Genomic DNA, 21109 nt, shown 5'->3' with positions numbered 1-21109 from the left:
AGTACAAAGTTATCGCAATCAAAGATAGTGTTCAGTTAACCAATAGTAAAGAGAAATACCTATAAAAGAGAAGCCCCTGTAGAAACAGGGGCCGTTTACCAAAACTAACTGCTTATGAGAAAATTTTAAAAATATCTTTGTTCTTGTGTGTTCTGTTATTAATTACGCAAATCAGGTGCCAAAAGTTTTACTGTCACTGTTAAGAGTTTCTTAATACCTTTTTTACCCTTAACCCTCACTACCTGATAACGATGAAAAGAACTTTTTATTTTTTAAGAAATCCGTTTTAACAATGCTGTAAAAAACGCTTTCTTTATATATCAGACACAAAGTTATTTATTTAGTTTAATCCAAAATAAAAAAGCATCGCTACAGGGCGATGCTTTAACAATATCTTAATCTTTGCTATTTTACAAAACCTTTTATCAGGTCCATTAACCCTCCACCACCATTTTGCTGCTGCTGGTTTTGAGCGCCACCTGCCAATTGAGATACAATATCCATCAATCCGCCTCCACCACTGGTACCACCGCCTGTAAACTGGCCGATAAGATCCTGGAAATTAAAACCGCTGTTACCTGCTGCCTGCTGTTGCTCTGCCACCTGTGTGCTTTGTCCGCCGGTAATAGAGTGTAGTATTTTTTCGATACTGAATGTACTGTTGTTGGGATCATTGGTATTGCTGATCAGGTTGCTGAGTACGTTTGGTATCAAACTGCTGGCAACACTGTTGGCCTGGTTACCACCCAGGTTAAATTTTGTCATCAGCTTACTGGCGAAATGTCCTATCATCATATTTACAATAGGATTGCTTAAAAGGCTTTGGCTGCTTTGCTGACCATTATTGTTATTACCGCCGAATAAAGAAAGGATATTCTGCAAACCACCGCCGGCTACCATATTGCGCAGGCCCGACGCAACTGTGTTGGTGGCTTCTGCTATCACTTCATTATTCTGGGCATTGGGTACATCAGGATTATTTACTACAGCATCACCTGCTGAGTTCTTTACCAGGTTGAACAGTTCTTCTAACATGATTTAGTTGTTTAATTGTGGAAGGATAAATTTCATCAAGCAAGATAGCAGAAAGCTTAAAATGGTTGCAACCTGCTGCATTAATTCTGTGTTGCCAGTTTTTCGGCATTTTCCGCAAACTGTAGTGCATCGATAAATTCCTGTACTTCGCCGTTCAAAACTGTATCCAGGTTGTATACCGTCAATCCTATCCTGTGGTCGGTAACACGGCCCTGCGGAAAATTATAAGTGCGTATCTTGGCACTACGGTCACCGGTGCTTACAAGGCTCTTACGAACGTGCGCAATGGCTTCCTCCGCTTTTTTCACTTCAGCTTCATATAATTTTGTACGCAGCATTTCCATGGCTTTTTCCCTGTTGCCCAGCTGGCTGCGTTCGGTTTGGCAAACTACCACGATACCCGTTGGCTTATGTGTAAGGAATACCTTGGTCTCTACTTTATTTACATTCTGTCCGCCGGCGCCACCGCTTCGGGCGGTTTCCATTTTTACATCGCTTTCCTTCAGTTCAAAATCCACTTCTTCTGCTTCGGGCATTACGGCCACCGTTGCGGCGCTGGTATGTACACGGCCGCTGGCTTCGGTATCAGGCACCCTTTGCACCCGGTGCACACCACTTTCAAATTTTAAAGTACCGTATACATCATCGCCTATCACTTCTATCTGTACTTCTTTATAGCCACCTACGGTGCCTTCGCTTTCGCTGAGCAGGGCGGTCTTCCAGCCTTTCTTTTCGCAATACTTCAGGTACATCCTCAGCAGGTCGCCGGCAAATAAAGAGGCTTCATCACCGCCGGTACCCGCACGTATCTCCAGTATGGCATTCTTTTCATCAAAGGGATCTTTGGGTATCAGCATCTGGCGCAGGCCCGCTTCCATCTGCACTTTCTTTTCTTCCAGTTCGGGCAATTCCTGCTTGGCAAGGCTGCGCATTTCTTCATCGTCGCTGCTTAATACTTCTTTATTGAATTCAATATCTTCCAGCAGGCGCACGTATTCATCCCTGGCCTTTACAATTTTTTCCAGGCTGCGGTATTCTTTACTGATGGCAGCAAACTGCTTGTTATCGCTTACAATTTCCGGATTGGTAAGTGATACGCCCAGGTTGTCGAACCTTCCTTTTATAGCATCTAATTTGTCTAACATATACCCCTATCCCCTGAAGGGAATTTATTGTGTTTTATGAATAATGTTGTTACAGGCTCTTTCAACTGCATACCTTTGCCAAACTTTAATTTTGTTTTGCACGGAGCTATAACAGCCGGCAAATTTACAATTTATCAAGCAATCATTTTGTACAGAAAATTTACAGCCGGGCATATATTCAATGGGCATACCATGCTGCCGGCAGGCCATGTTTTAATAACCGATGAAAAAGGTGTAGTTGACAACATTGTAAGCATCGAAGATGCAGGTGATGGTATTGAAGTGCTGGATGGCATACTCAGTCCCGGTTTTATCAATGCGCACTGCCACCTGGAATTATCACATTTAAAAGGGCGCATACCACAGCATACCGGCCTGGTGGATTTCGTTTTTAAGATCATTACCGAAAGGCATTTTGCTGAGGAAGAGATATTGGCAGCTATTGCTACCGCCGAAGATGAAATGATACGCAACGGTATTGTGGCAGTGGGGGATATCTGCAATAACACTTTAACCATCGCTCAAAAAAAGCTGCAACGGCTGCTGTATCATAATTTTATTGAAGTGGCGGGGTTTGTGCCCCTTCTTGCAAACGAACGTTTTGAAAAGGCCCAGGCTATATTGAAGGAGTTCCAGGAAAATGTTCAATTTTCAATGTTCAACGTTCAACTTTCAACTATAAGCCCGCATGCGCCGTACTCGGTGTCGGGGGAATTGTTTGGGCTGATCAATGCTGCTACGGAAAAAAATATTGTCACCATTCATAACCAGGAGACGGTTGCTGAAGAAGAGTTTATAAAAAGCAAGCAGGGCGATTTTTTACGGTTGTATGAAAAACTGGGTGTTGACATTTCTTTTTTTGCACCCACCGGCAAAAGCAGCCTGCAAAGCTGGTACCCACACTTGAATAAAGATCAATCCATCATCCATGTACATAATGTAACGACCACAGCGGCAGATATCAGCTTTGCAAAACTTTCAACTTTCAACTTTCAACTTTCAACTTTTTTTTGCCTTTGTCCCAATGCCAATCTCTACATCACCAACAGCCTGCCGGATGTAAACATGCTGGTACAGCAGCAATGCAATATCGTGCTGGGTACCGACAGTCTTGCTTCCAATCATCAACTGGATATTCTGGCAGAAATAAAAACACTGCATACCAATTTTCCTGGTCTGCCTTTGGAAATGCTGCTGCAATGGGCCACCATCAACGGCGCCAGGGCTTTGCAAATGGATAATGTACTGGGTAGTTTTGAGAAGGGAAAGCAGCCGGGAATTGTTTTAATAAAGCATACCGATGGAATGCAATTAGGCGATGCTGCTAATTCAATCCGCATATTGTGAAATCAAAAAATCCGTGGCCAAAAATATTCGCCTTTGGCGAATGTCTGCTCTTCGCCACAGGCGAGGACCTACAACACCTCGTGCAACACCATCAACGTTTTCATCTGCCCGAATTCAGGGATGTGCAGGGCATAATAATCCTGGTAATCCAGCAATAACTGCCGCCGGGTAATATGGTTCAGGTTGAACTCTTCCAGTTCGTGGGGCTGCATTACTTTTAATAACTGCGAGGTAAGCTGCGCTCTTTCGCCTTGTATAAAATGCGGGTGCACCGGTTGATGATCTGTAAATATGCCTTCCTGCAGATCGATAAAATTATTGCCGCTGCTGTAATTATCTTCCATGCGGAATCCAAAAAAATGCGTTAGGTGCAGGGCAAAGAATAAAGGAAAATTGGCGGCCACTTTTTTACTGCAGCTATCCAGCTCCACCAACGCTTCTTCACAAAAATTAAAAAGATCGGTATTGGTCTCGGGTTGTTTGAGGCATTTGAACAACAGCTCCACCATGTAGGATGCAATACTGTTCTTGATCACATCGCTTAACACATTCTGATAAAGAAAGGCCCAGCTGAATTCTTTGATGCGCTGCATGGGCTTGTGCTCGCCGTGGTATACAATAAGGTCCAGTATGGCGGCGGGTTGCAGGTAACTGGCTTTGGCGCCTGTTTTTTTGGCACTGCGTACCCCATTTACCATATAGGTCTGCACCCCGAACAATTCGGTAAAAATGGTCACCACCAGGCTGGTTTCGCCGTACTTGATGGTGCGTAGTACAATGCCTTTTGTTTTGTGCGTCATATTACCACGGGCTACTTGTGGAAAATCTTATACAGTGGCCCATTCTTCTGCCAAAAATACCAAACATTCACCCGTTTAGGCCCTCAATTACGTTCAAATTGGTTTTCTTTGCACATCGTAATCTAACAATCATTAAATCTGAAATCGAGATGTGGCAACGCTTAGGAAGTTTTGTAGTTAAGAACAGGCTGGTACTTTTGATCGTTTTATTTGCTTTAACAGGAGTGATGGGCTATTATGCCAGCCAGGTAAAACTGAGCTACGAATTTGCGAGGGCTATACCTACTGATAACCCCAAGTACCTGGACTATAAAGCTTTTCAACAGCGTTTTGGCGATGATGGTAATGTATTGGTGATCGGTGTTAAGACCGATGATATTTTTAAACCGGCTACATTTTCGGCGTACAACAACTTACATAAGTCGCTTAAAAAAGTGGAGTATGTGGAAGAGATACTGAGTATTCCCGCAGCGATCGGCCTGCAAAAAGATACGGCTACGGGCAAACTAGTGCCTGCAAAGATATTTTCTGATTCGGTGGTGGAACAGGGATTACTGGATTCGGCCAAAAATGTTTTCCTGAACCTTTCTTTTTATAAATACAAATTATACAATCCACAGGAACATGCTTACCTGATGGCGGTGAGGATCAATAAAGCGGCGCTTAACTCAGCAAAGCGTACCAAGATAGTAGCGGATATTACCAAAGAGGTTACGGCTTTTGAAAACAATACAAAAATTGAAGCACATTTAAGTGGACTGCCTTTGATAAGAACCGTTGTGGGCGACCGGATCAAAAAAGAAATGGGCTTTTTCTTAATTGGTTCGCTGGTATTGAGTGCGTTGATATTATTGATATTCTTCCGCTCCATCAGTACCACCATACTTTCTTTGCTGGTGGTGCTTTTTGGCGTGGTGTGGAGCCTGGGTGTTTTGCAGCTATGCGGTTATAAAATAAGCCTGTTAACTGCTTTGATACCACCGCTGGTGGTGGTGATTGGCATTCCCAACTGTATCTACTTCATCAATAAATACCACACTTCTTACCTGAAGAATAATGATAAAACCAATGCCTTGGTGGATATGGTGAGCAAGATGGGTGTGGTAACTTTGTTCTGCAATATTACAGCTGCTATTGGCTTTGCTGTGTTTGCCCTAACTAAAAGCGCCATTTTAAATGAGTTTGGCGTGGTGGCAGGCATCAGCATTATGGTCATCTTTTTTATCTCTTTTATTTTACTGCCTTCGGCGCTGAGTTATTTACCTGCGCCTAATGCTGCACAAACCAAATACCTGAATAACCGTTGGCTTACCTCCTTTTTATTAAGAATAGAACGATGGGTGGTGCTGCATAAAAAGTTTGTGTACGCAGTTACTGCAGTAGTGCTTATTTTTTCTGTTGTTGGCATTTTTAAACTCAAGAGCGTTGCTTACATCGTTGACGATCTGCCCAAAACCGATAAGATCTACACCGATCTTAAATTCTTTGAAAAGAACTTTAAAGGTGTAATGCCGCTGGAAGTGGTACTGGATACCAAAAAGCCCAAGGGCATTCTTAAATCAACCGTTGATATTAATAAACTGGCTTTTTTCCAGGATTCGTTCTTGGCCAAACAAGCCAGTCTTGCCAAGCCGCTTTCGGTTATTGATGGTATTAAATTCACTTACCAGGCCATGAGCGAGGGCCAGGGCGACTCTACCTATACCTTACCGGCCTTTGGCAACCCGCTGAAGGACCTGCATGATAAACTGCGCCAGGTAGATGTGCGCAAAGAAAATAATGAAATGACGGGTGCTGATTCTGCTACGGTCAAGCTAGTGGGCTCTTTTGTTGACTCCACCGAACAATACCTGCGCATCAGCATGAGCATGGAGGATATTGGTACGGCCGACCTGCCGCCCGTGGTGGATTCTATTAAACGCAATGCCAACCGCATTTTGAACAGTATTGACAGTATTGATGTAAAAGATACGCTGAACCCGGTATATAAAGTAACCGTGACCGGAACCAGCAGTACTTTTTTAGAAGGCAGCCATTTTATAGTTAACGGGTTGAAAGAGAGTATTTTCTGGGCTTTTTTACTCATCGCCTGCTGTATGTTGTACCTGTTCAAATCGGCCCGTATACTGGTTTGTTCGCTTATCCCCAATCTTATTCCGCTGGTGATCACTGCGGGGGTGATGGGCTGGGCCGGTGTGCCTTTAAAGCCATCCACCGTACTCGTGTTCAGTGTGGCGCTGGGTATTGCCATTGATATTACCATCCGCTTTTTAGTTAACTATAAACAGGAGCTGCCGGTGTATAATAACGACGTAAATGAAACGGTAAGCGCCACCATACGCAATACCGGCTTAAGTATCGTGTATACTTCGCTGGTATTGATAGCAGGGTTCGTTATTTTCTGCTTCAGCGGTTTTGGTGGTACCAAGGCCCTGGGCTGGCTTACTTCCATTACTTTATTTGTTGCCACATTAACAAATCTTATACTATTACCTGTATTACTGCTCGCAATGGCACCCCGTAAAAAAATGTAGTATAACTTCTCTTTTTAAGTAGAATAATCAACCATAATCCGCTACTGTGGCGGATTCAAGCAGCTTTATGGGCAATAAACTTGTCCGTTCAGTTAGATTATTATAACATTGTTAATTATCTTTGTATTAACATTAAAAAACTAATATGCAAATGAGAAAATTGATCTTAGCCTTGTCGGCTGCATTTTTGATTTGTCTGAATGCTGCTGCACAAAACATTGCTGTTTCTGGTAAGGTTACCAGCGACAAAAATGTAGCCCTGGAAGGCGTAACGGTTGCTTCCGTTGATGGCAAGTATGCCACCCAAACTGATAAAGACGGTAAATACAGTCTTTCTTTACCTACTACAGTAAAAACTCTGATCTTTTCACTGGTGAGCTACCAAACGGTTAACAGGCCGGTTAGAGGCGGTGTTTTGAACATCAGCCTTACACCTTCTGACGTAAAACTGGAAGAAGTGGTAGTGGTGGGTTATGGTGTACAACAGCGTAAAGCCTTCACAGGCTCTTCTGCTAAAGTGGGTACCGGCGAAATTGCACAATTGGTTACTCCGTCTATCGATAAAGAACTGGCGGGCCGTGCGGCTGGTGTTAACGTAAATGTGAGCAGCGGCCAGGTAAATGCACCTGCACGTATCCGCATCAGGGGTACCAACTCCTTTAACCAGAACAGGTCTCCATTGGTGGTAGTGGATGGTTCTCCTATTTCTACCGGTAATCTGGGTCTTATTTCCAATACCAACGCATTGGGTGATATTAACCCTGATGATGTTGCTTCTATTGAAGTTTTAAAAGATGGTTCTGCAACTGCTATTTATGGTTCAAGGGGTGCAAATGGTGTTATCATGATCACCACTAAAAAAGGTAGCCGTGGTAAGAACAGCATCGCTTACAGCGGTATTGTTGGCTTTAGCAGCCCGGTTCAGAAATTTGACCTGCTGAATGCAAGCCAGTTTGTTACCATCGCAAATGAAAAATTTGTAAATGCCGGCCAGTTACCACCTGCAAGGATTGACCCGGCAGGTACCAACACCGACTGGCAGAATAACATCTTTGTAAATAATGCACTGGCCAATAGCCATACTGTTTCATTGAGCGGCGGATCGGACAGGGCATTGTATTATATGAGTATGAACTATTCCAACAACAATGGTATCGTTCGTACCAATAAAACAACTGCTTACAGGGTGAGGGCAAATTTAGAAGTACAGGCTAATAAGTGGTTGAAAATGGGCAACAGCCTTTCTGCTTCCCGCCAGAATGACTTTGACCAGAACAACAGTACCAACGGTTTGAGTGGTGCGATTGTAGGCGCTATCAGGGCTTTGCCTAATGTGCCTATCTACAGCACAACACATGCTACAGGTTATAACATTTCTCCTACTGTAAACTCTTTAGGCCAGGGTGTTAACCTGCGTGGTATTGATGATAACTATACCAATATTGCTTTTGTACTGGATAATAATAAATACAACTCTGACCAATACAGGATACTGGATAACCTTTTTGCTGAAGTATCGCTGGCAAAAGGATTAAAATTCCGTAGCCAGGTAGGTATAGATTATTATACTGATAACAGCTTACAGGCATGGGATCCACGCCATGGTGATGGTGCTTCAGGCAATGGCTACCTGTACCAGGGTCAGCAAAATATCATGAACACCAATATTCAGAACTACCTGAACTATAATGCTACATTTAATCATGATCACAGTGTTTTTGTAACTGTTGGTCACGAGTTACAGCAAACTACTTCAAGGTACTTCAGGGCTTCAGGTACCGGTATCTCTGATCTTTTTTATGCTAAAGAAAATATCATCAGCGGTACTATCGCAACACCAAGTATTGCCGGTAGCCTTGCAAAATCTGCTATTGAATCTTTATTCGGAAGGATAAATTACGATTACAAAGGAAAATACTTTGTACAGGCTTCTATCCGCAGGGATGGTCAGTCTTCATTGGCAAAAGGTAATAAATATGGTGTGTTCCCGGGTGCAAGTATAGGATGGAGGCCATCAGAAGAAGCATTCTGGAAGAGCACCGGTATTGAAAAAGTGGTTTCTGATCTTAAATTAAGAGCTTCTTATGCTAATGTAGGTAACCGCTTAAGTGGTTTCCCTTACTTAAGCACTTATGGCAGCAGCCCTTATGCAAATACAGGTGGTCTGGCTCCGAACCTTGCCGGTAATGCTTCATTACAATGGGAAGAAAGTAAAAAATACGATTTCGGTGCTGATCTTTCTTTATTTAAAGGCAAGGCCAATATCACTTTTGATTATTTTAAAAATGATCTTGATAAACTGGTATTGGATGTACCTACTCCTTATTCAACCGGTATACCTAATAACACTATCAGCCAGAATATTGGCCGCGTTCAAAACAAAGGTTTTGAAATATCAATCGATGCAACTGTTTACCAGAAAAAAGATTTCCGTTGGGGTATCACTGCTAACTACACGCATGTTACCAACAAGATCATCTCTTTATTTGATGTAGGTGGTGTTCCAACTACTTCACTGGTACGTACCAACTATAATGTTGATAGCGTTGGTTTACCTATCAGCTCAATCTTTGGATATGAATTTGCCGGTGTTAACAGCGGTAACGGTAACCCTGTTTATTATAACGCAGCAAGGCAACTGGTACAACGTAACGTAAGCAACGGTACTTATTATTTTGCTAACTCTATGAGCGACCCAACTTTAGGTGCGGTTACTACTTTAAGTGTTGCGGATAAAAGGATATTGGGAAGTTCTCAACCTACAGGTTATGGTGCTTTCATCAACTCTTTCAGCTATAAAGCTTTAACACTGGATGTAATGTTCCGTTACCAGTATGGTAATAAGATCATCAACATCACCCGCCAGGAAATATTGCTGAACCAGAAATTTGCCAATGGTGGTAAAGAGCTGTTAAGCAGGTGGACCACTCCGGGCCAGGTAACTGATGTACCTAAATTATGGTATGCCCAGGATGCGATTGTTAACCAGAATGGTGAAGCAATTTCAAGGTTTGTTGAAAATGGTAACTTCTTAAAATTGCAGAACATTTCTTTGAGCTATGATTTTAGCGGTAAAAAAATACAGGAATTAACCAAGTCTACAATTAAAGCTGCCCGTTTATACATCCAGGCTCAAAACATTTACACCTGGACCAAATACCGTGGTATAGATCCGGAAGCTTACAGTGAAGATGCACAGGACAACGCGGTATCTCCGCAGGTAAGGAATGTTTCTGTAGGTGTTAACGTGACTTTTTAATCTAATTAAAATTTGTAACAAAGAAATTATCTAAAATGAAAAGAATATATTTTATAATAACGCTTGCAATGACCCTTTTCTTTATGGGTTGTTCAAAACAAATTGACCTGGCGCCGTACACTTCTATCGCCAGCAATACTGCTTTTCTTACTGCAGACAGGTGTTTGCTTGTATTAAATGGTGTTTATGATGCTGCACAAAGCGGTATCTATGATCCGTTAAATGGTACCGCCAACTCGGTAAGGGGTTATCCTTTTGGTGCTGCTGCTGTAGAGCAGGAAGAAATGCGTGGCGAAGACATGGTGAACGTAGCTACTTTTTATGCAGTAACTTACGCTAATACCTGTACGCCGCTTACACCTAACAACGTAAACATGTGGAAAGAGTGCTATGCTCTTATCAACAAAGCTAATATTGCTATCAATGGTTTTACAACTGCCGGTTCAACTGGTGTACTTTCCAGCAGTGTTGCCAATGATTATATTGGCCAGTGTCTTTTCTTAAGGGCAATGGCGCATCATGAATTACTGTTGCATTTTGCTAAGCCTTATGCTGATAATAATGGTGCTTCTTTAGGTATTCCTTACCGCAATTTCCCGATTGAATCACAGGTTTCAGTTGACCTGGCTAAAACATTGCCAAGAGAAACTGTAGCTGCTTGTTACACCAAAATACTGGCAGACCTTGACCAGGCAGAAACTTTTTTACAAACTGGTACAGCTGGTTTAGGTGGCTATAATACTTACTATGCTACTAAAGCTGCAGCTATTGCATTAAAAATGAGGGTTAAATTGCACAAAGGCGATTGGGCTGGTGTGATCACAGAAGGAAATAAACTGGTACCAACCACAACCATTAATCCTCAGAACTGGACCAGCGTAGTAAGCCCGATCGGTGGCTGGAAACTGACATCTGCTGTTGATGGCGCTTTTACCAATAATATTTCTGAAGAAAGCATCTTCTCTATCAAGAACGATGCATTGGATAACCCGGGCACCAACGCAAGTTTGGCCAGGATGTTTGGTGTTAGCAGCACTGCAACCGGTGGCAGGGGATTATGTTCTATCAGTCCTATATTATGGAATATGCCCGAATGGACCTGCTCTGATAAAAGAAGGACCATTTTATACATCAATGGTTCTGATAATACCGGTGCAACTAATAAATTCACTTTAAAGTATAAAGATCCGGTTAACCAAAGCGATGGTACTCCTTATATCCGTTATGCGGAAGTGTTGTTGACACTTGCTGAAGCTGAAGCATGGAATGCTGCCAGCGTAGCAGTTGCCACCAGGTCGATCGATCTTTTAAATACAGTAAGGAACAGGGCATTGGCAGCACCACTGACTGATGCTTATACTGTTGCTTCTTTCGCTACTAAGAATGCATTGATCAATGCTATCTTAAAAGAAAGAAGGATAGAATTTGCTGCAGAGGGTAAGCGTTGGGGTGATATTCACCGTTATGCTACTAATGCTACTTTTGGTTTTAATGGTGTTCCTGATAAAATGATCAGCGGCTTTAACGTTATTTCATCTTTTGTATGTGGTGGTATTGTGCCTGCAACCGGTACTCCTGCTATCCCTTACTCTGATTATCGTTTCTTATGGCCAATTCCTCAACAGGAAAGGAATACCAATCCTATTGTAGCACAAAACCCAGGATATTAATCATCACCCAAAATTTTAAATCTAATGATCAAGAATATCATCCTTTTTTCAAGCGTTGCAATAGTTGCTTTCAGCAGTTGCAAAAAAGAAGCCAGCGAAGTTACTTCCGGAGCGGTAGAAACCTCGGTATCTCTAACGAATGCAAACGGTAGTGCAAAAACAGTGAACTTTTTTGTAAATGGCACCCAGGTAAACCAGGTTGCAAGTGTTGCTGCCAACGGAACCATCACCGGTACTTATATCGGCCTGGGTACAAGTTCTACAAGCAATACACTTTCTGTTAAAGATGCTACTGCTACCACTACAGAATATTATAGCGGTACTTTAACAACAGAAGTTGGTAAAGCATATACTTTTATTGCGTACGATACTTTGATATCAGGTAAATTCAAAGGCATCCTGTTGTCATCTGACAGAACTGTGCCAACTGATAATGTTTCTACTGCAAATGTGCGCTTCTTAAACCTGTCACCTAAATCCCCAAGTATGGACCTGGTGATGGTAAGAAGTATAGGATCAGTAGCTACGGATAGCGTAACTATCAGTGGCCTGCCTTATTTAGGTTCTGTTGCTACACCGGATGTTGCTGCTTTGTCTAAATTCACTTCAATCAAATCAAGTGAAGTAGCAGGCTCTATCAGCGCAACTTCTGCTGCCACCACTTATGTTATCAGGTTAAAATTAACCGGTGTTGGTACCATTGTTTCTTCTACTGCTGCCACCAGCATTATTCCAGGAAGGAACTATACCATCTTTGCAAGAGGTACTTATCCAAGTTCGGCTGTAACATTGTTACTGAACAACTAATACCGAAAGGAATATAATTAAAAGAGCTGCTAATTATTTAGCAGCTCTTTTTTTATTAGAAGGGTTATCTTTTATTTCAACACTTCCTCCAGTTTATTCATCAGCTCATTACCTCTCAGCGACATGGCCAGTATCTTTCCCTGCGGATCTATTAAAACATTAAAGGGAATGCCTTCGATGCCATACAAAGGAACAGCAGCGCTTTTCCAGTATTTCAGGTCGCTGATATGCTGCCAGGCCAATCCATCGTCGCTGATGGCTTTTAACCAGCTGGCTTTATCCTGGTCGAGCGATACACCCAGGACAGTAAAGTTTTTATTCCTGAATTTATTGTAAGCAGCTACCACGTTAGGATTTTCTTCGCGGCAGGGGTGGCACCAGCTCGCCCAAAAGTCTACCAACACATATTTGCCCCGCAGCTGGCTTAAAGAGAATGGTTTGTCATTCACATCATTCATGGTAATTTCCGGGGCAGTGGCGCCCACCTGGATAGCAGCATTGGGTGGCGCCTGCTGCAGCATCTGCTGCTGTTTACTGTTCAGTTCGTTCTTTGCAAAATTGGTGACAGCCACAATACCATTATGGCCCGGGAAACGCTGCGCCAGTTTTTGCAGGGGCAATTGTATCTGCTCCAGGTTCACAGGCGGTGCAATGGCGGTAAATAAAGCCAGTGCAGGATTCTTTACCGAATCAGAATATTTAAGGTTGAATTTTAAGGAGTTTTCTTTTAAGTTATTAAAGTTGGTTTCGGCAACTATCATCACACTATCGCTTGATTTGGCGCCGTTCTGCTTTAACTGGTCCACAGCTGTGTAGGCTTCCCTCAGTTTCTTCATCATACTGTCGTTTACAGCAATAAAATTATTGAGTGAAGCATTGGTGGCAGTGGAAAAAGCATACCCATTAAAACCAGTGTTCTTAATATCAGCTGTAAAAGTAAGATTGCTGGTATCGTTGATAAAGATATAACTATGATCATCCTTATCTAACCGTAACCTGTATACGCCGTTTTCCGCAGCACTGCCGGACACAACGAATTTACCGTTCTTAACATCTGCAGTATCTATCACTTCGGGGTCCTGCCCGGTAAAGTACAATTCTTCCAGGTATACTTTCTGGTCGGGCAGGTTTTTTACCTGGCCGTTCACCGTAAATCTTCCCTTGCTGTTTGAATTGTTGCACGACAGCAACACGGCAACAACAGACATACCCAACAATAGTTTTTTCATTGATCAGGAGTTTAATTTTTCGTTTAGTAGCTTGTTTACGATCTGCATATCGGCCTTGCCCTTGCTGAGTTTTTTTACTTCGCCGGCAAATAAGCCTATCAATCCTTTTTTACCGCTTTTATAATCTTTTACTTTATCGGGCATATTAGCGATCACTTCATCCACCCAAGATGCCACAGAACCGCTGTCGCTTTCCTGCAGCAGGTTCAGGTCTGTAGCCGCTTGCAAAGCATCCTTTTGCGGATCGGCGATCAATGCAGCCAATACTTTGGTGGAAGCATTACTGAAGTTGAGTTTTCCTTCATCCACCAGTTTTATGAGTGCGGCGATCTTTTCAGCCGGTAAAACAAAATCTTTGATCTCGGCCTGTTGATCGTTCAGGTAACTTTTTACAGGACCCAGTAACCAGTTGGCAGCGGCTTTGTAATTAGCCGTATGTTGTACCAGGGTTTCAAAATAATGCACCGTTTCTTTATCACTGCAGATAACACCTGCATCATAAGCAGGCAACTGCAATTCTTCCCGGTATTTTTGTTCCAAAGTTTCGGGCAAAGCAGGCAATGCTTCTTTTACCTCTTTTAAAAATTCGTCCGAAATATGAAATGGGGTAAGGTCGGGTTCAGGAAAATAACGATAATCATCCGCTTCTTCTTTAGCACGTAATGAAAAAGTGGTATTGTTATCTGCATCAAAGCTGCGGGTTTCCTGTATTATCTTATTGCCGCTTTCAGTAATAGCGATCAGCCTTTCCACTTCTATCTCTATCGCTTTTTTTACATTGCGGATGCTGTTCAGGTTCTTTACTTCTACACGGGTGCCCAGTTTTGTTTCGCCTTTTAAACGGATGGAAATGTTGGCATCGCAACGCATACTGCCTTCTTCCATATTACCATCGCAGATATCCAGCCAGCGTACCAGCTTTCTTAATTCGGTAACATAAGCAAATGCTTCATCGCTGCTGTGCAGGTTGGGTTCGCTTACAATTTCCAACAGGCATACACCGGCACGGTTCAGGTCGATAGAAGTAAAATGTTCCTCCACATCGTGCAGGCTTTTACCCGCATCTTCTTCAATATGTATACGGTTGAGTAAAATATTCCGGGTGCCTTCGGCCGTTTTAATAGTTACATAACCATTGCTGCAAATGGGTGTGGTATGCTGACTAACCTGGTAGCCTTTGGGCAGATCAGGATAAAAATAATTTTTGCGGGCAAAATAATTATGCTGTGCAATATCGCAGTGCAGGGCAAGGCCCAATCTTGTAGCATATTCAATAGCCTTACGGTTCATTTTGGGCAATGTGCCGGGATGCGCCAGTGTAATAGGGCTGATATGTGTATTGGGGTCGCCGCCAAATGCAGCACTGTCGCCGCAGAATAATTTGCTTTTGGTTAAAAGCTGGGCGTGCACTTCAAGGCCTATCACCACCTGGTATTTATCAGAATTTTTCACGGGGCAAAGGTAGGCTGAAAGTTAAAAGTTGAAAGTTAAAAGTTGAAGGTTGCTGGAAAAAAAATTGCTCCCCAATTGTTGGGGAGCAATCACCTTTGTTTAACGATGGCTTTATAAATTGGCAGTTTTTAATTTCTTCGGGATCTTGATATCAAAGCTCATTTCGCTGCCGTTGCGTTTTGCCTTGATGGTGTAAGCAGATTTCTCTGCATTTTCCTGCAGCTGGTCTCTTGCTTCGTCGGTATTGGCAACCTTTTGGCCGCCTATTTCTGTTACTACATCGCCTTCTTTTAACCCGGCTTTTTCAGCAGGTGAATCTTTTTCAGTACTCAATACTTTCACGCCATTGCCTTCTTCGGTATCCTGAATCTTCAGGCCCAGCTTTTGCTGGCGGTGCATGTTAAAGCCGTTGATAGTAGCAAGGTTGTCAAAATTCATGGCATCATCGCCCCCCCAAATCTGGGTCCTGGGCATTTGTATACCACCCTGCGCCATTGGTGTGCGGGGTAATGTAAAGGAACGCACTTTACCGTTAGGACCAGAGAAGGCATAAGCCATAGCAGACCTGTTTTCGCCCAGTACTGCTTTAGAAGAATTTTCCTTACCATCTCTTTTATAATACACGGTCACTTCATCTTTTGGTTTGAAAGAGGTAACTGCTTCCGATAATGATTCGGGGCCTTCCACTTTTTTATCATTGATCTTTGTGATCACATCGCCTTCTTTAAGGCCGGCTTTTTCTGCTGCGCTACCCTTGGTTACATCGGTGATCACTGCACCGGCGATCTTTTTGTCATCATCTTCATTGTTGGCTTCTGTAGTTACGCCTAAAAATGCGCCGCTGCCCCTGTTAAAGCTGCCATTTAAAGGGCCTTTAAAATAAATATCCATATTATCCGGAGAGAAAGAGAAGTTATTATGGCCGTCCCACACTTTTATATCCCTTTTATTGATGGTGATATCGCCATCTTTGAATTCGCTGATAGGTTTGCCGTTGATAGTCACATCATCACCTTTGATCTCCACGGTTATCTTGGTATCCTTATCGCCTTTTTTGCGGATAATGATCTCCTGGGTTTCTTTCTTTTCGGTCTTCTCTGCTTTTTCAGCTTTTTCCTTTTTTTCTTTCTTTTCTTTTTTCTCCGGTGCATCATCCTGCGCCTGGGCTGAGTAGCTAAGCGTTGTAAAACCCACCACAGCAGCAAATAATAGTAACTTCTTCATGACTTTATGATTTATGTACGAAATGTTTAGTAGGTCAAATGTAGGGAGATTTTTTGTATTACGAAATCTTTCGCAGATAAATTTTTTGCTTTAACATTTTTTTGGATTTTGGAGTTGGCCCGCAGATTTCGGGGAAGCCGCAGAAAAATGGCTTTTGCCTTCGGCAAAAGGTGGCCACGGATTGCACAGATTTACACGGATTTTTTGTTTTATCTGTGAAAATTCGTGTAATCCGTGGCTGAAAACCAAGCCGCAGGCTTGTGTATTTATTTAGGGTTACTGATGCTGAAGGTTTTTACCGGGCAGTTGTCGATGGTTTCGTCTTTGAGGAACTGCATACCTGTTTTTTGCAGTATCTGCAACGAAGCAGTGTTGTCAACATGGGCACGGCCGGTGATGGTCTTTATATTAAGCTCGTTCAAACCATAATCAATGGTGTGCTGTGCTGCTTCGAGTGCATAACCATGGCCCCAGGCTGTTTTTTTAAGGCGGTAGCCAAGGTCGATCTCCTCCAGTTCGGGCCGGTATTTTAAGCCACACCAGCCAATGAATTCGTTGTTGTGTTTGGTATGTATGGCCCAGCGGCCGAGGTTGTGTTCGTATTGTGGCAATATGATATCGCTTAATACTTTGGTGGCCTGTGCTTCTGTTTCAAGCAAGGGTTCGTGTAAGTATTTTAATACTTCTGGATCGCTGTTGAGTTGTAATATCAATGGTGCATCATCTAAAGTAAAGCGACGCAGCAGGAGCCGGGGCGTTTGAAAAATAATATGCATGTTGTTTCTGTAAATTAATCCTGCTTTCTTCTTTTATAAATAAATAAACCCAACAATACTACTGCAAGCAATCCAACAGCACCGAAAATCATATACTGTTTTCGCTTTCTTTCTTCTTCTCTTTTTTGTTCCTGTTCGCTGAAATAATTAAAGCCTTCTTTTAAAATAGAAGCCGCAGTTTTTATTTTGTCTTCGTTATTCACGGGCAAAATTTTATCCAGGTAGTAAACACCGGTTTGCGGTACTGTTTGATGGTATTTTTTAAAGTAAGGGATCAGCGCTTCTTTTTTAGCAGCCAGTTGCAGCACGTTGTTCCTGTCGTAATCCATTCCTATGGAATACATCAGGTAAGCTCCTTCTATAGAAACACTGTCAGCAAGAAAATCAGCAAATTCCTGCAACACTTTTGCCATTATCATATCGGGTGCAGGTGTAAAGGGTATACGTTCCTGTAACTGGTAACTTATTTCATCAGCAACCTCATCACCGCTTTTTTTAATGCTGTAGATATCCAAAATGTTCTGGCCTGCTATCTTATCTTCCGGGATATGCTTCAGTTTGTATTCTAATATCTTTATATGAAACCATTCGCTGCCTTCATGAGAACCAGGATTAATACTCACCGATTTTTTGATCAACTGCAATGCTTCTTTATTCTTTCCCTGTAATTCATACAGCGTGCCCAGGTTTACGTTGATGCTGTAATCGGCAGGATATTGTTGCTGTAGTTCCAGCAATAGTTTTTCTGCTTCTTCATACCTGCCCAGTTTTATATACTGTACCGCAATATCATTTTTAATACTGCGGTCATCATCTTTGGTTGTAACCGGCAAACCCATGAGAGTTTTTAATTTGCTTTCAATTGCAGAAACGTCATGTCCTTTATAAAAAGTTAAATTACTGAGGGTAAAATTGCCGGAAGTGCGTTTGCCGTTTTTGGTTACATGTTCTTCATTTAAGCAGGCTGATCCGGTAGTATGCAGCAGTACTAATACACTTATTAAAAGGGATTTCATTTGCAGGCGTTTTAATAAAGATAAAAAAATACCCGGCTTAAACCGGGTAATATTTTTTTACAACAAACCTTTCACTTTTTCTATCACCGCTTTTAAATTACTCACATCCTGCCCGCCTGCGGTAGCCAATGTTTTTTGTCCACCACCGCCGCCTTTTATCAGGGGTGCAATATGCTCTTTGATGATCTTGCCGGCGTCTAAATTTTTTGCTGCCACCACGGTATCACTGATACCCACGGCTACAAATGGTTTACCATCTATATTGGCGCAAAGCACGGCAAGGTGATCGTGTAATTTATTTTTAAGATCGAAGCACAATTTCTTTAACGCATCGGCACTGCTTACTTCCACTACCGCACCAAGGAATGTTACGTTGTTAATGATCTCGTCTTTTTGTAATAATTCATTTCTTATAATTACTAACTGCCTTGCTTCCAATGCTTCAATATGTTTTTTAAGAGAAGCATTTTCGCCCTGCAGGTTCTCAATGGCTTTACCGGTATCTGCAGGATTTTTTAAATGCGCTTTCACAGCATTCAGTTCCGCCATCATTTTATTTACATACATTTCTGCAGCAAGACCGCAAACCGCTTCTATCCTGCGTACACCGGCCGCCACAGCGCCTTCGCTTTTTATTTTGAAAAGGCCCAGCTCGCCGGTATGGCCCACATGTGTACCGCCGCACAGTTCAATAGAATATGCAGGATCCATGATCACCACCCTTACTGTATCGCCATATTTTTCGCCAAACAATGCCATTGCACCTAACGCCACTGCATCATCCTTTTTCATTTCCTTTATTACAACCGGAATATTTTCTCTTATCTTTTCATTCACCAGTTTTTCCACGGCTGCAATTTCTTCATCGGTCATTTTTGCAAAATGCGAAAAATCGAAACGCAGGTATTCGTCGTTGTTCAAACTGCCTTTTTGTGCCACATGTGTGCCTAATACGTTGCGCAGTGCAGCGTGCATTAAATGCGTAACGCTGTGGTGTACGGTAACATGGCTTCTTCTCACCGCATCCACCGAAGCAGTAATTTCCCCGCTCATATCCGCAGCAATCTTTTCAGCAAAATGAATGATAAGATCGTTTTCTTTTTTTGTGTCAACAATTATTAATTGTTCATTATTAATTATTAATTGACCATTGTCGCCAACCTGGCCGCCGCTTTCGGCATAGAAGGGTGTTGTATCTAAAACTATCTGGTACAATTCTTTTCCTTTACCGCTTACCTTGCGGTACTTCACCACTTTGCTTTTTGTTTCCAGGCTATCGTAGCCTACAAATTTTGAAGAGGGGATATCGTTTACTATAGTCCAGTCTCCAGTGTCCAAAGCTGTAGCAGCACGTGAGCGATTTTTTTGCTGCTCCATTTCCTTTTTAAAACCATCTTCATCCACCGATAAATTATTTTCAGCAGCGATCAACCTGGTAAGGTCGATCGGAAAACCAAATGTATCCAGCAATTCAAAAGCAGCCACACCACTGATCGTTTTTGTTTGCTGCGATTGTTTCACGATCTCATCAATATTCTTCAAACCCTTATCCAGCGTTCTTAAAAAAGCTTCTTCCTCTTCCTTGATCACTTTACTTACAAAATCCAGTTGCTGGTTCAATTCAGGAAAAACATTTTCAAACTGCTTTGCAATTACCGGTAACAACTGGTGTAACAGCGGCTGCTTATAATCAAGATAAGAATAATAATATCTTACTGCACGGCGCAGAATACGGCGAATAACATAACCTGCGCCGGTGTTGGAGGGCAACTGTCCGTCAGCAATACAAAAACTAATAGCACGTATATGATCAGCAATTACACGAAATGTAATTGCCTTTTTACTATCACTGAAGTCGTATTTCTTTCCGGTTATTTTTTCTGTTGCTGCAATAGTTCCTGTAAAAACATCCGTATCATAGTTAGATGTTTTTTGTTGTATAACCCTTACCAGGCGTTCAAACCCCATTCCTGTATCTACGTGTTGTGCAGGAAGCTTGTCAAGTTTTGTAAACTCAGTGATCTTTGCCGCTCTTTCTTTTTTGTCAGGATCAGGATTTGCTTTGGTCCATTCATCAAACGACTGTTTATCGGACCATACCCTGTTGAACTGCATGAATACATTGTTCCAGATCTCAATCACCTGCGGGTGATCATTATTCACCAGTGTTTTTCCGTCCACCGCTTTTCTTTCTTCGGCTGTTCTGCAGTCCACATGTATTTCTGTGCAGGGTCCGCAGGGGCCGGTATCGCCCATTTCCCAGAAATTATCTTTTTTGTTGCCCAATAAAATGCGGTCTTCGGCGATCACTTTTTTCCATTCGTTATACGCTTCTTCATCTTTAGGTAAACCTTCTTTTGCATCACCCTCAAAAATGGTCACATACAGGCGGTCTTTGTCCAGCTTGTACACTTCGGTCAGTAATTCCCAGCTCCAGGCAATGGCATCCTTTTTAAAATAATCGCCAAAGCTCCAGTTGCCCAGCATTTCAAACATGGTGTGATGATAGGTGTCCACACCTACTTCTTCCAGGTCGTTGTGCTTACCGCTTACCCTTAGGCATTTCTGGGTATCTGCCGCCCTGTTATAAGGCGCTGTTTTATTGCCTAAAAAATAGTCTTTGAACTGGTTCATTCCGGCATTGGTGAACAGGAGGGTAGGGTCGTTTTTTATTACGATCGGGGCCGAAGGCACGATGGTATGGCCTTTGGAAGCGAAAAAATCGAGGAACTGTTGTCTTATCTCAGCACTTGTTATCATTTTCCAATCTATTTATTTTGGGTTGATTTTTGTTGTGTAACGGGCTATATTTGTG

Annotated in this window: 14 protein-coding genes; 5 read left to right on the top strand and 9 right to left on the bottom strand. The window is 42.4% G+C overall.

The features are described 5' to 3' along the window. Positions 1–405: 405 nt before the first annotated feature. Positions 406–1035 carry a hypothetical protein gene (locus QM738_RS04060; protein WP_462275391.1) on the bottom strand — a complete coding sequence of 210 codons (630 nt, stop codon included), beginning with the start codon at positions 1033–1035 and terminating at the stop codon, positions 406–408. An 80-nt stretch (positions 1036–1115) separates the two neighbouring features. Then, on the bottom strand, positions 1116–2180 hold the full coding sequence (gene prfA, locus QM738_RS04055) for a peptide chain release factor 1 (protein ID WP_462275390.1): 1065 nt from the start codon (positions 2178–2180) through the stop codon (positions 1116–1118). Between the two features lie 147 nt (positions 2181–2327). Here prfA and QM738_RS04050 point away from each other — a divergent pair, with 147 nt between their 5' ends. Further along, positions 2328–3527 (top strand): amidohydrolase family protein, encoded by a 1200-nt coding sequence (locus QM738_RS04050; RefSeq protein WP_462275389.1) that lies wholly within the window; start codon positions 2328–2330, stop codon positions 3525–3527. Positions 3528–3595: 68 nt separating this feature from the next. On the opposite strand, the gene recO is transcribed toward QM738_RS04050, so the two are convergent. Continuing rightward, positions 3596–4327 (bottom strand): DNA repair protein RecO, encoded by a 732-nt coding sequence (recO, locus tag QM738_RS04045; protein WP_462275388.1) that lies wholly within the window; start codon positions 4325–4327, stop codon positions 3596–3598. A gap of 149 nt (positions 4328–4476) precedes the next feature. Between recO and QM738_RS04040 the strand changes: the two genes are divergently transcribed. The 4 genes from QM738_RS04040 (at position 4477) to QM738_RS04025 (ending at position 12597) form a co-directional block, all read left to right on the top strand. After that, positions 4477–6861, top strand: coding sequence for an efflux RND transporter permease subunit (locus tag QM738_RS04040; RefSeq protein WP_462275387.1), 2385 nt, complete (start codon positions 4477–4479; stop codon positions 6859–6861). 151 nt (positions 6862–7012) lie between these two features. After that, positions 7013–10120 carry a SusC/RagA family TonB-linked outer membrane protein gene (locus QM738_RS04035; protein WP_462275386.1) on the top strand — a complete coding sequence of 1036 codons (3108 nt, stop codon included), beginning with the start codon at positions 7013–7015 and terminating at the stop codon, positions 10118–10120. A 35-nt stretch (positions 10121–10155) separates the two neighbouring features. Next, positions 10156–11790, top strand: a complete 1635-nt coding sequence (locus QM738_RS04030; RefSeq protein WP_462275385.1) for a RagB/SusD family nutrient uptake outer membrane protein — start codon at positions 10156–10158, stop codon at positions 11788–11790. 24 nt (positions 11791–11814) lie between these two features. Continuing rightward, positions 11815–12597: a DUF4397 domain-containing protein gene (locus tag QM738_RS04025; protein ID WP_462275384.1), complete on the top strand. Its 783-nt coding sequence runs from the start codon at positions 11815–11817 to the stop codon at positions 12595–12597. Between the two features lie 71 nt (positions 12598–12668). Here the strand turns inward: QM738_RS04025 and QM738_RS04020 are convergent, their stop codons facing one another. From QM738_RS04020 to alaS, 6 genes are all read right to left on the bottom strand, one after another. After that, a complete protein-coding gene (locus QM738_RS04020) occupies positions 12669–13826 on the bottom strand; it encodes a redoxin domain-containing protein (protein ID WP_462275383.1) in 1158 nt (385 codons plus the stop codon). Positions 13827–13829: 3 nt separating this feature from the next. Continuing rightward, positions 13830–15278 (bottom strand): Asp-tRNA(Asn)/Glu-tRNA(Gln) amidotransferase subunit GatB, encoded by a 1449-nt coding sequence (gene gatB / locus QM738_RS04015; RefSeq protein WP_462275382.1) that lies wholly within the window; start codon positions 15276–15278, stop codon positions 13830–13832. Positions 15279–15389: 111 nt separating this feature from the next. After that, the gene (locus QM738_RS04010) at positions 15390–16502 is read right to left on the bottom strand and encodes a PDZ domain-containing protein (protein ID WP_462275381.1); all 1113 of its coding nucleotides are present in this window, start codon (positions 16500–16502) and stop codon (positions 15390–15392) included. A gap of 266 nt (positions 16503–16768) precedes the next feature. Beyond that, positions 16769–17278, bottom strand: a complete 510-nt coding sequence (locus QM738_RS04005; RefSeq protein WP_462275380.1) for a GNAT family N-acetyltransferase — start codon at positions 17276–17278, stop codon at positions 16769–16771. A 14-nt stretch (positions 17279–17292) separates the two neighbouring features. Further along, on the bottom strand, positions 17293–18294 hold the full coding sequence (locus QM738_RS04000) for a tetratricopeptide repeat protein (RefSeq protein ID WP_462275379.1): 1002 nt from the start codon (positions 18292–18294) through the stop codon (positions 17293–17295). Between the two features lie 57 nt (positions 18295–18351). Next, a complete protein-coding gene (alaS, locus tag QM738_RS03995) occupies positions 18352–21054 on the bottom strand; it encodes an alanine--tRNA ligase (RefSeq protein WP_462275378.1) in 2703 nt (900 codons plus the stop codon). Positions 21055–21109 lie beyond the last annotated feature (55 nt).

It is taken from the genome of Ferruginibacter sp. (assembly GCF_049840995.1).
GTDB lineage: Bacteria > Bacteroidota > Bacteroidia > Chitinophagales > Chitinophagaceae > Ferruginibacter.
The sequence above is the reverse complement of the archived record's forward strand: the minus strand, read 5'-3'. Positions and strand labels throughout refer to the sequence as shown.

Coding starts and splice junctions, on each gene's coding strand:
- QM738_RS04060 (WP_462275391.1), bottom strand. CDS start 1,035: ATGTTAGAAGAACTGTTCAACCTGGTAAAGAACTCAGCAGGTGATGCT.
- prfA (WP_462275390.1), bottom strand. CDS start 2,180: ATGTTAGACAAATTAGATGCTATAAAAGGAAGGTTCGACAACCTGGGC.
- recO (WP_462275388.1), bottom strand. CDS start 4,327: ATGACGCACAAAACAAAAGGCATTGTACTACGCACCATCAAGTACGGC.
- QM738_RS04040 (WP_462275387.1), top strand. CDS start 4,477: ATGTGGCAACGCTTAGGAAGTTTTGTAGTTAAGAACAGGCTGGTACTT.
- QM738_RS04035 (WP_462275386.1), top strand. CDS start 7,013: ATGAGAAAATTGATCTTAGCCTTGTCGGCTGCATTTTTGATTTGTCTG.
- QM738_RS04030 (WP_462275385.1), top strand. CDS start 10,156: ATGAAAAGAATATATTTTATAATAACGCTTGCAATGACCCTTTTCTTT.
- QM738_RS04025 (WP_462275384.1), top strand. CDS start 11,815: ATGATCAAGAATATCATCCTTTTTTCAAGCGTTGCAATAGTTGCTTTC.
- QM738_RS04020 (WP_462275383.1), bottom strand. CDS start 13,826: ATGAAAAAACTATTGTTGGGTATGTCTGTTGTTGCCGTGTTGCTGTCG.
- QM738_RS04010 (WP_462275381.1), bottom strand. CDS start 16,502: ATGAAGAAGTTACTATTATTTGCTGCTGTGGTGGGTTTTACAACGCTT.
- QM738_RS04005 (WP_462275380.1), bottom strand. CDS start 17,278: ATGCATATTATTTTTCAAACGCCCCGGCTCCTGCTGCGTCGCTTTACT.
- QM738_RS04000 (WP_462275379.1), bottom strand. CDS start 18,294: ATGAAATCCCTTTTAATAAGTGTATTAGTACTGCTGCATACTACCGGA.
- alaS (WP_462275378.1), bottom strand. CDS start 21,054: ATGATAACAAGTGCTGAGATAAGACAACAGTTCCTCGATTTTTTCGCT.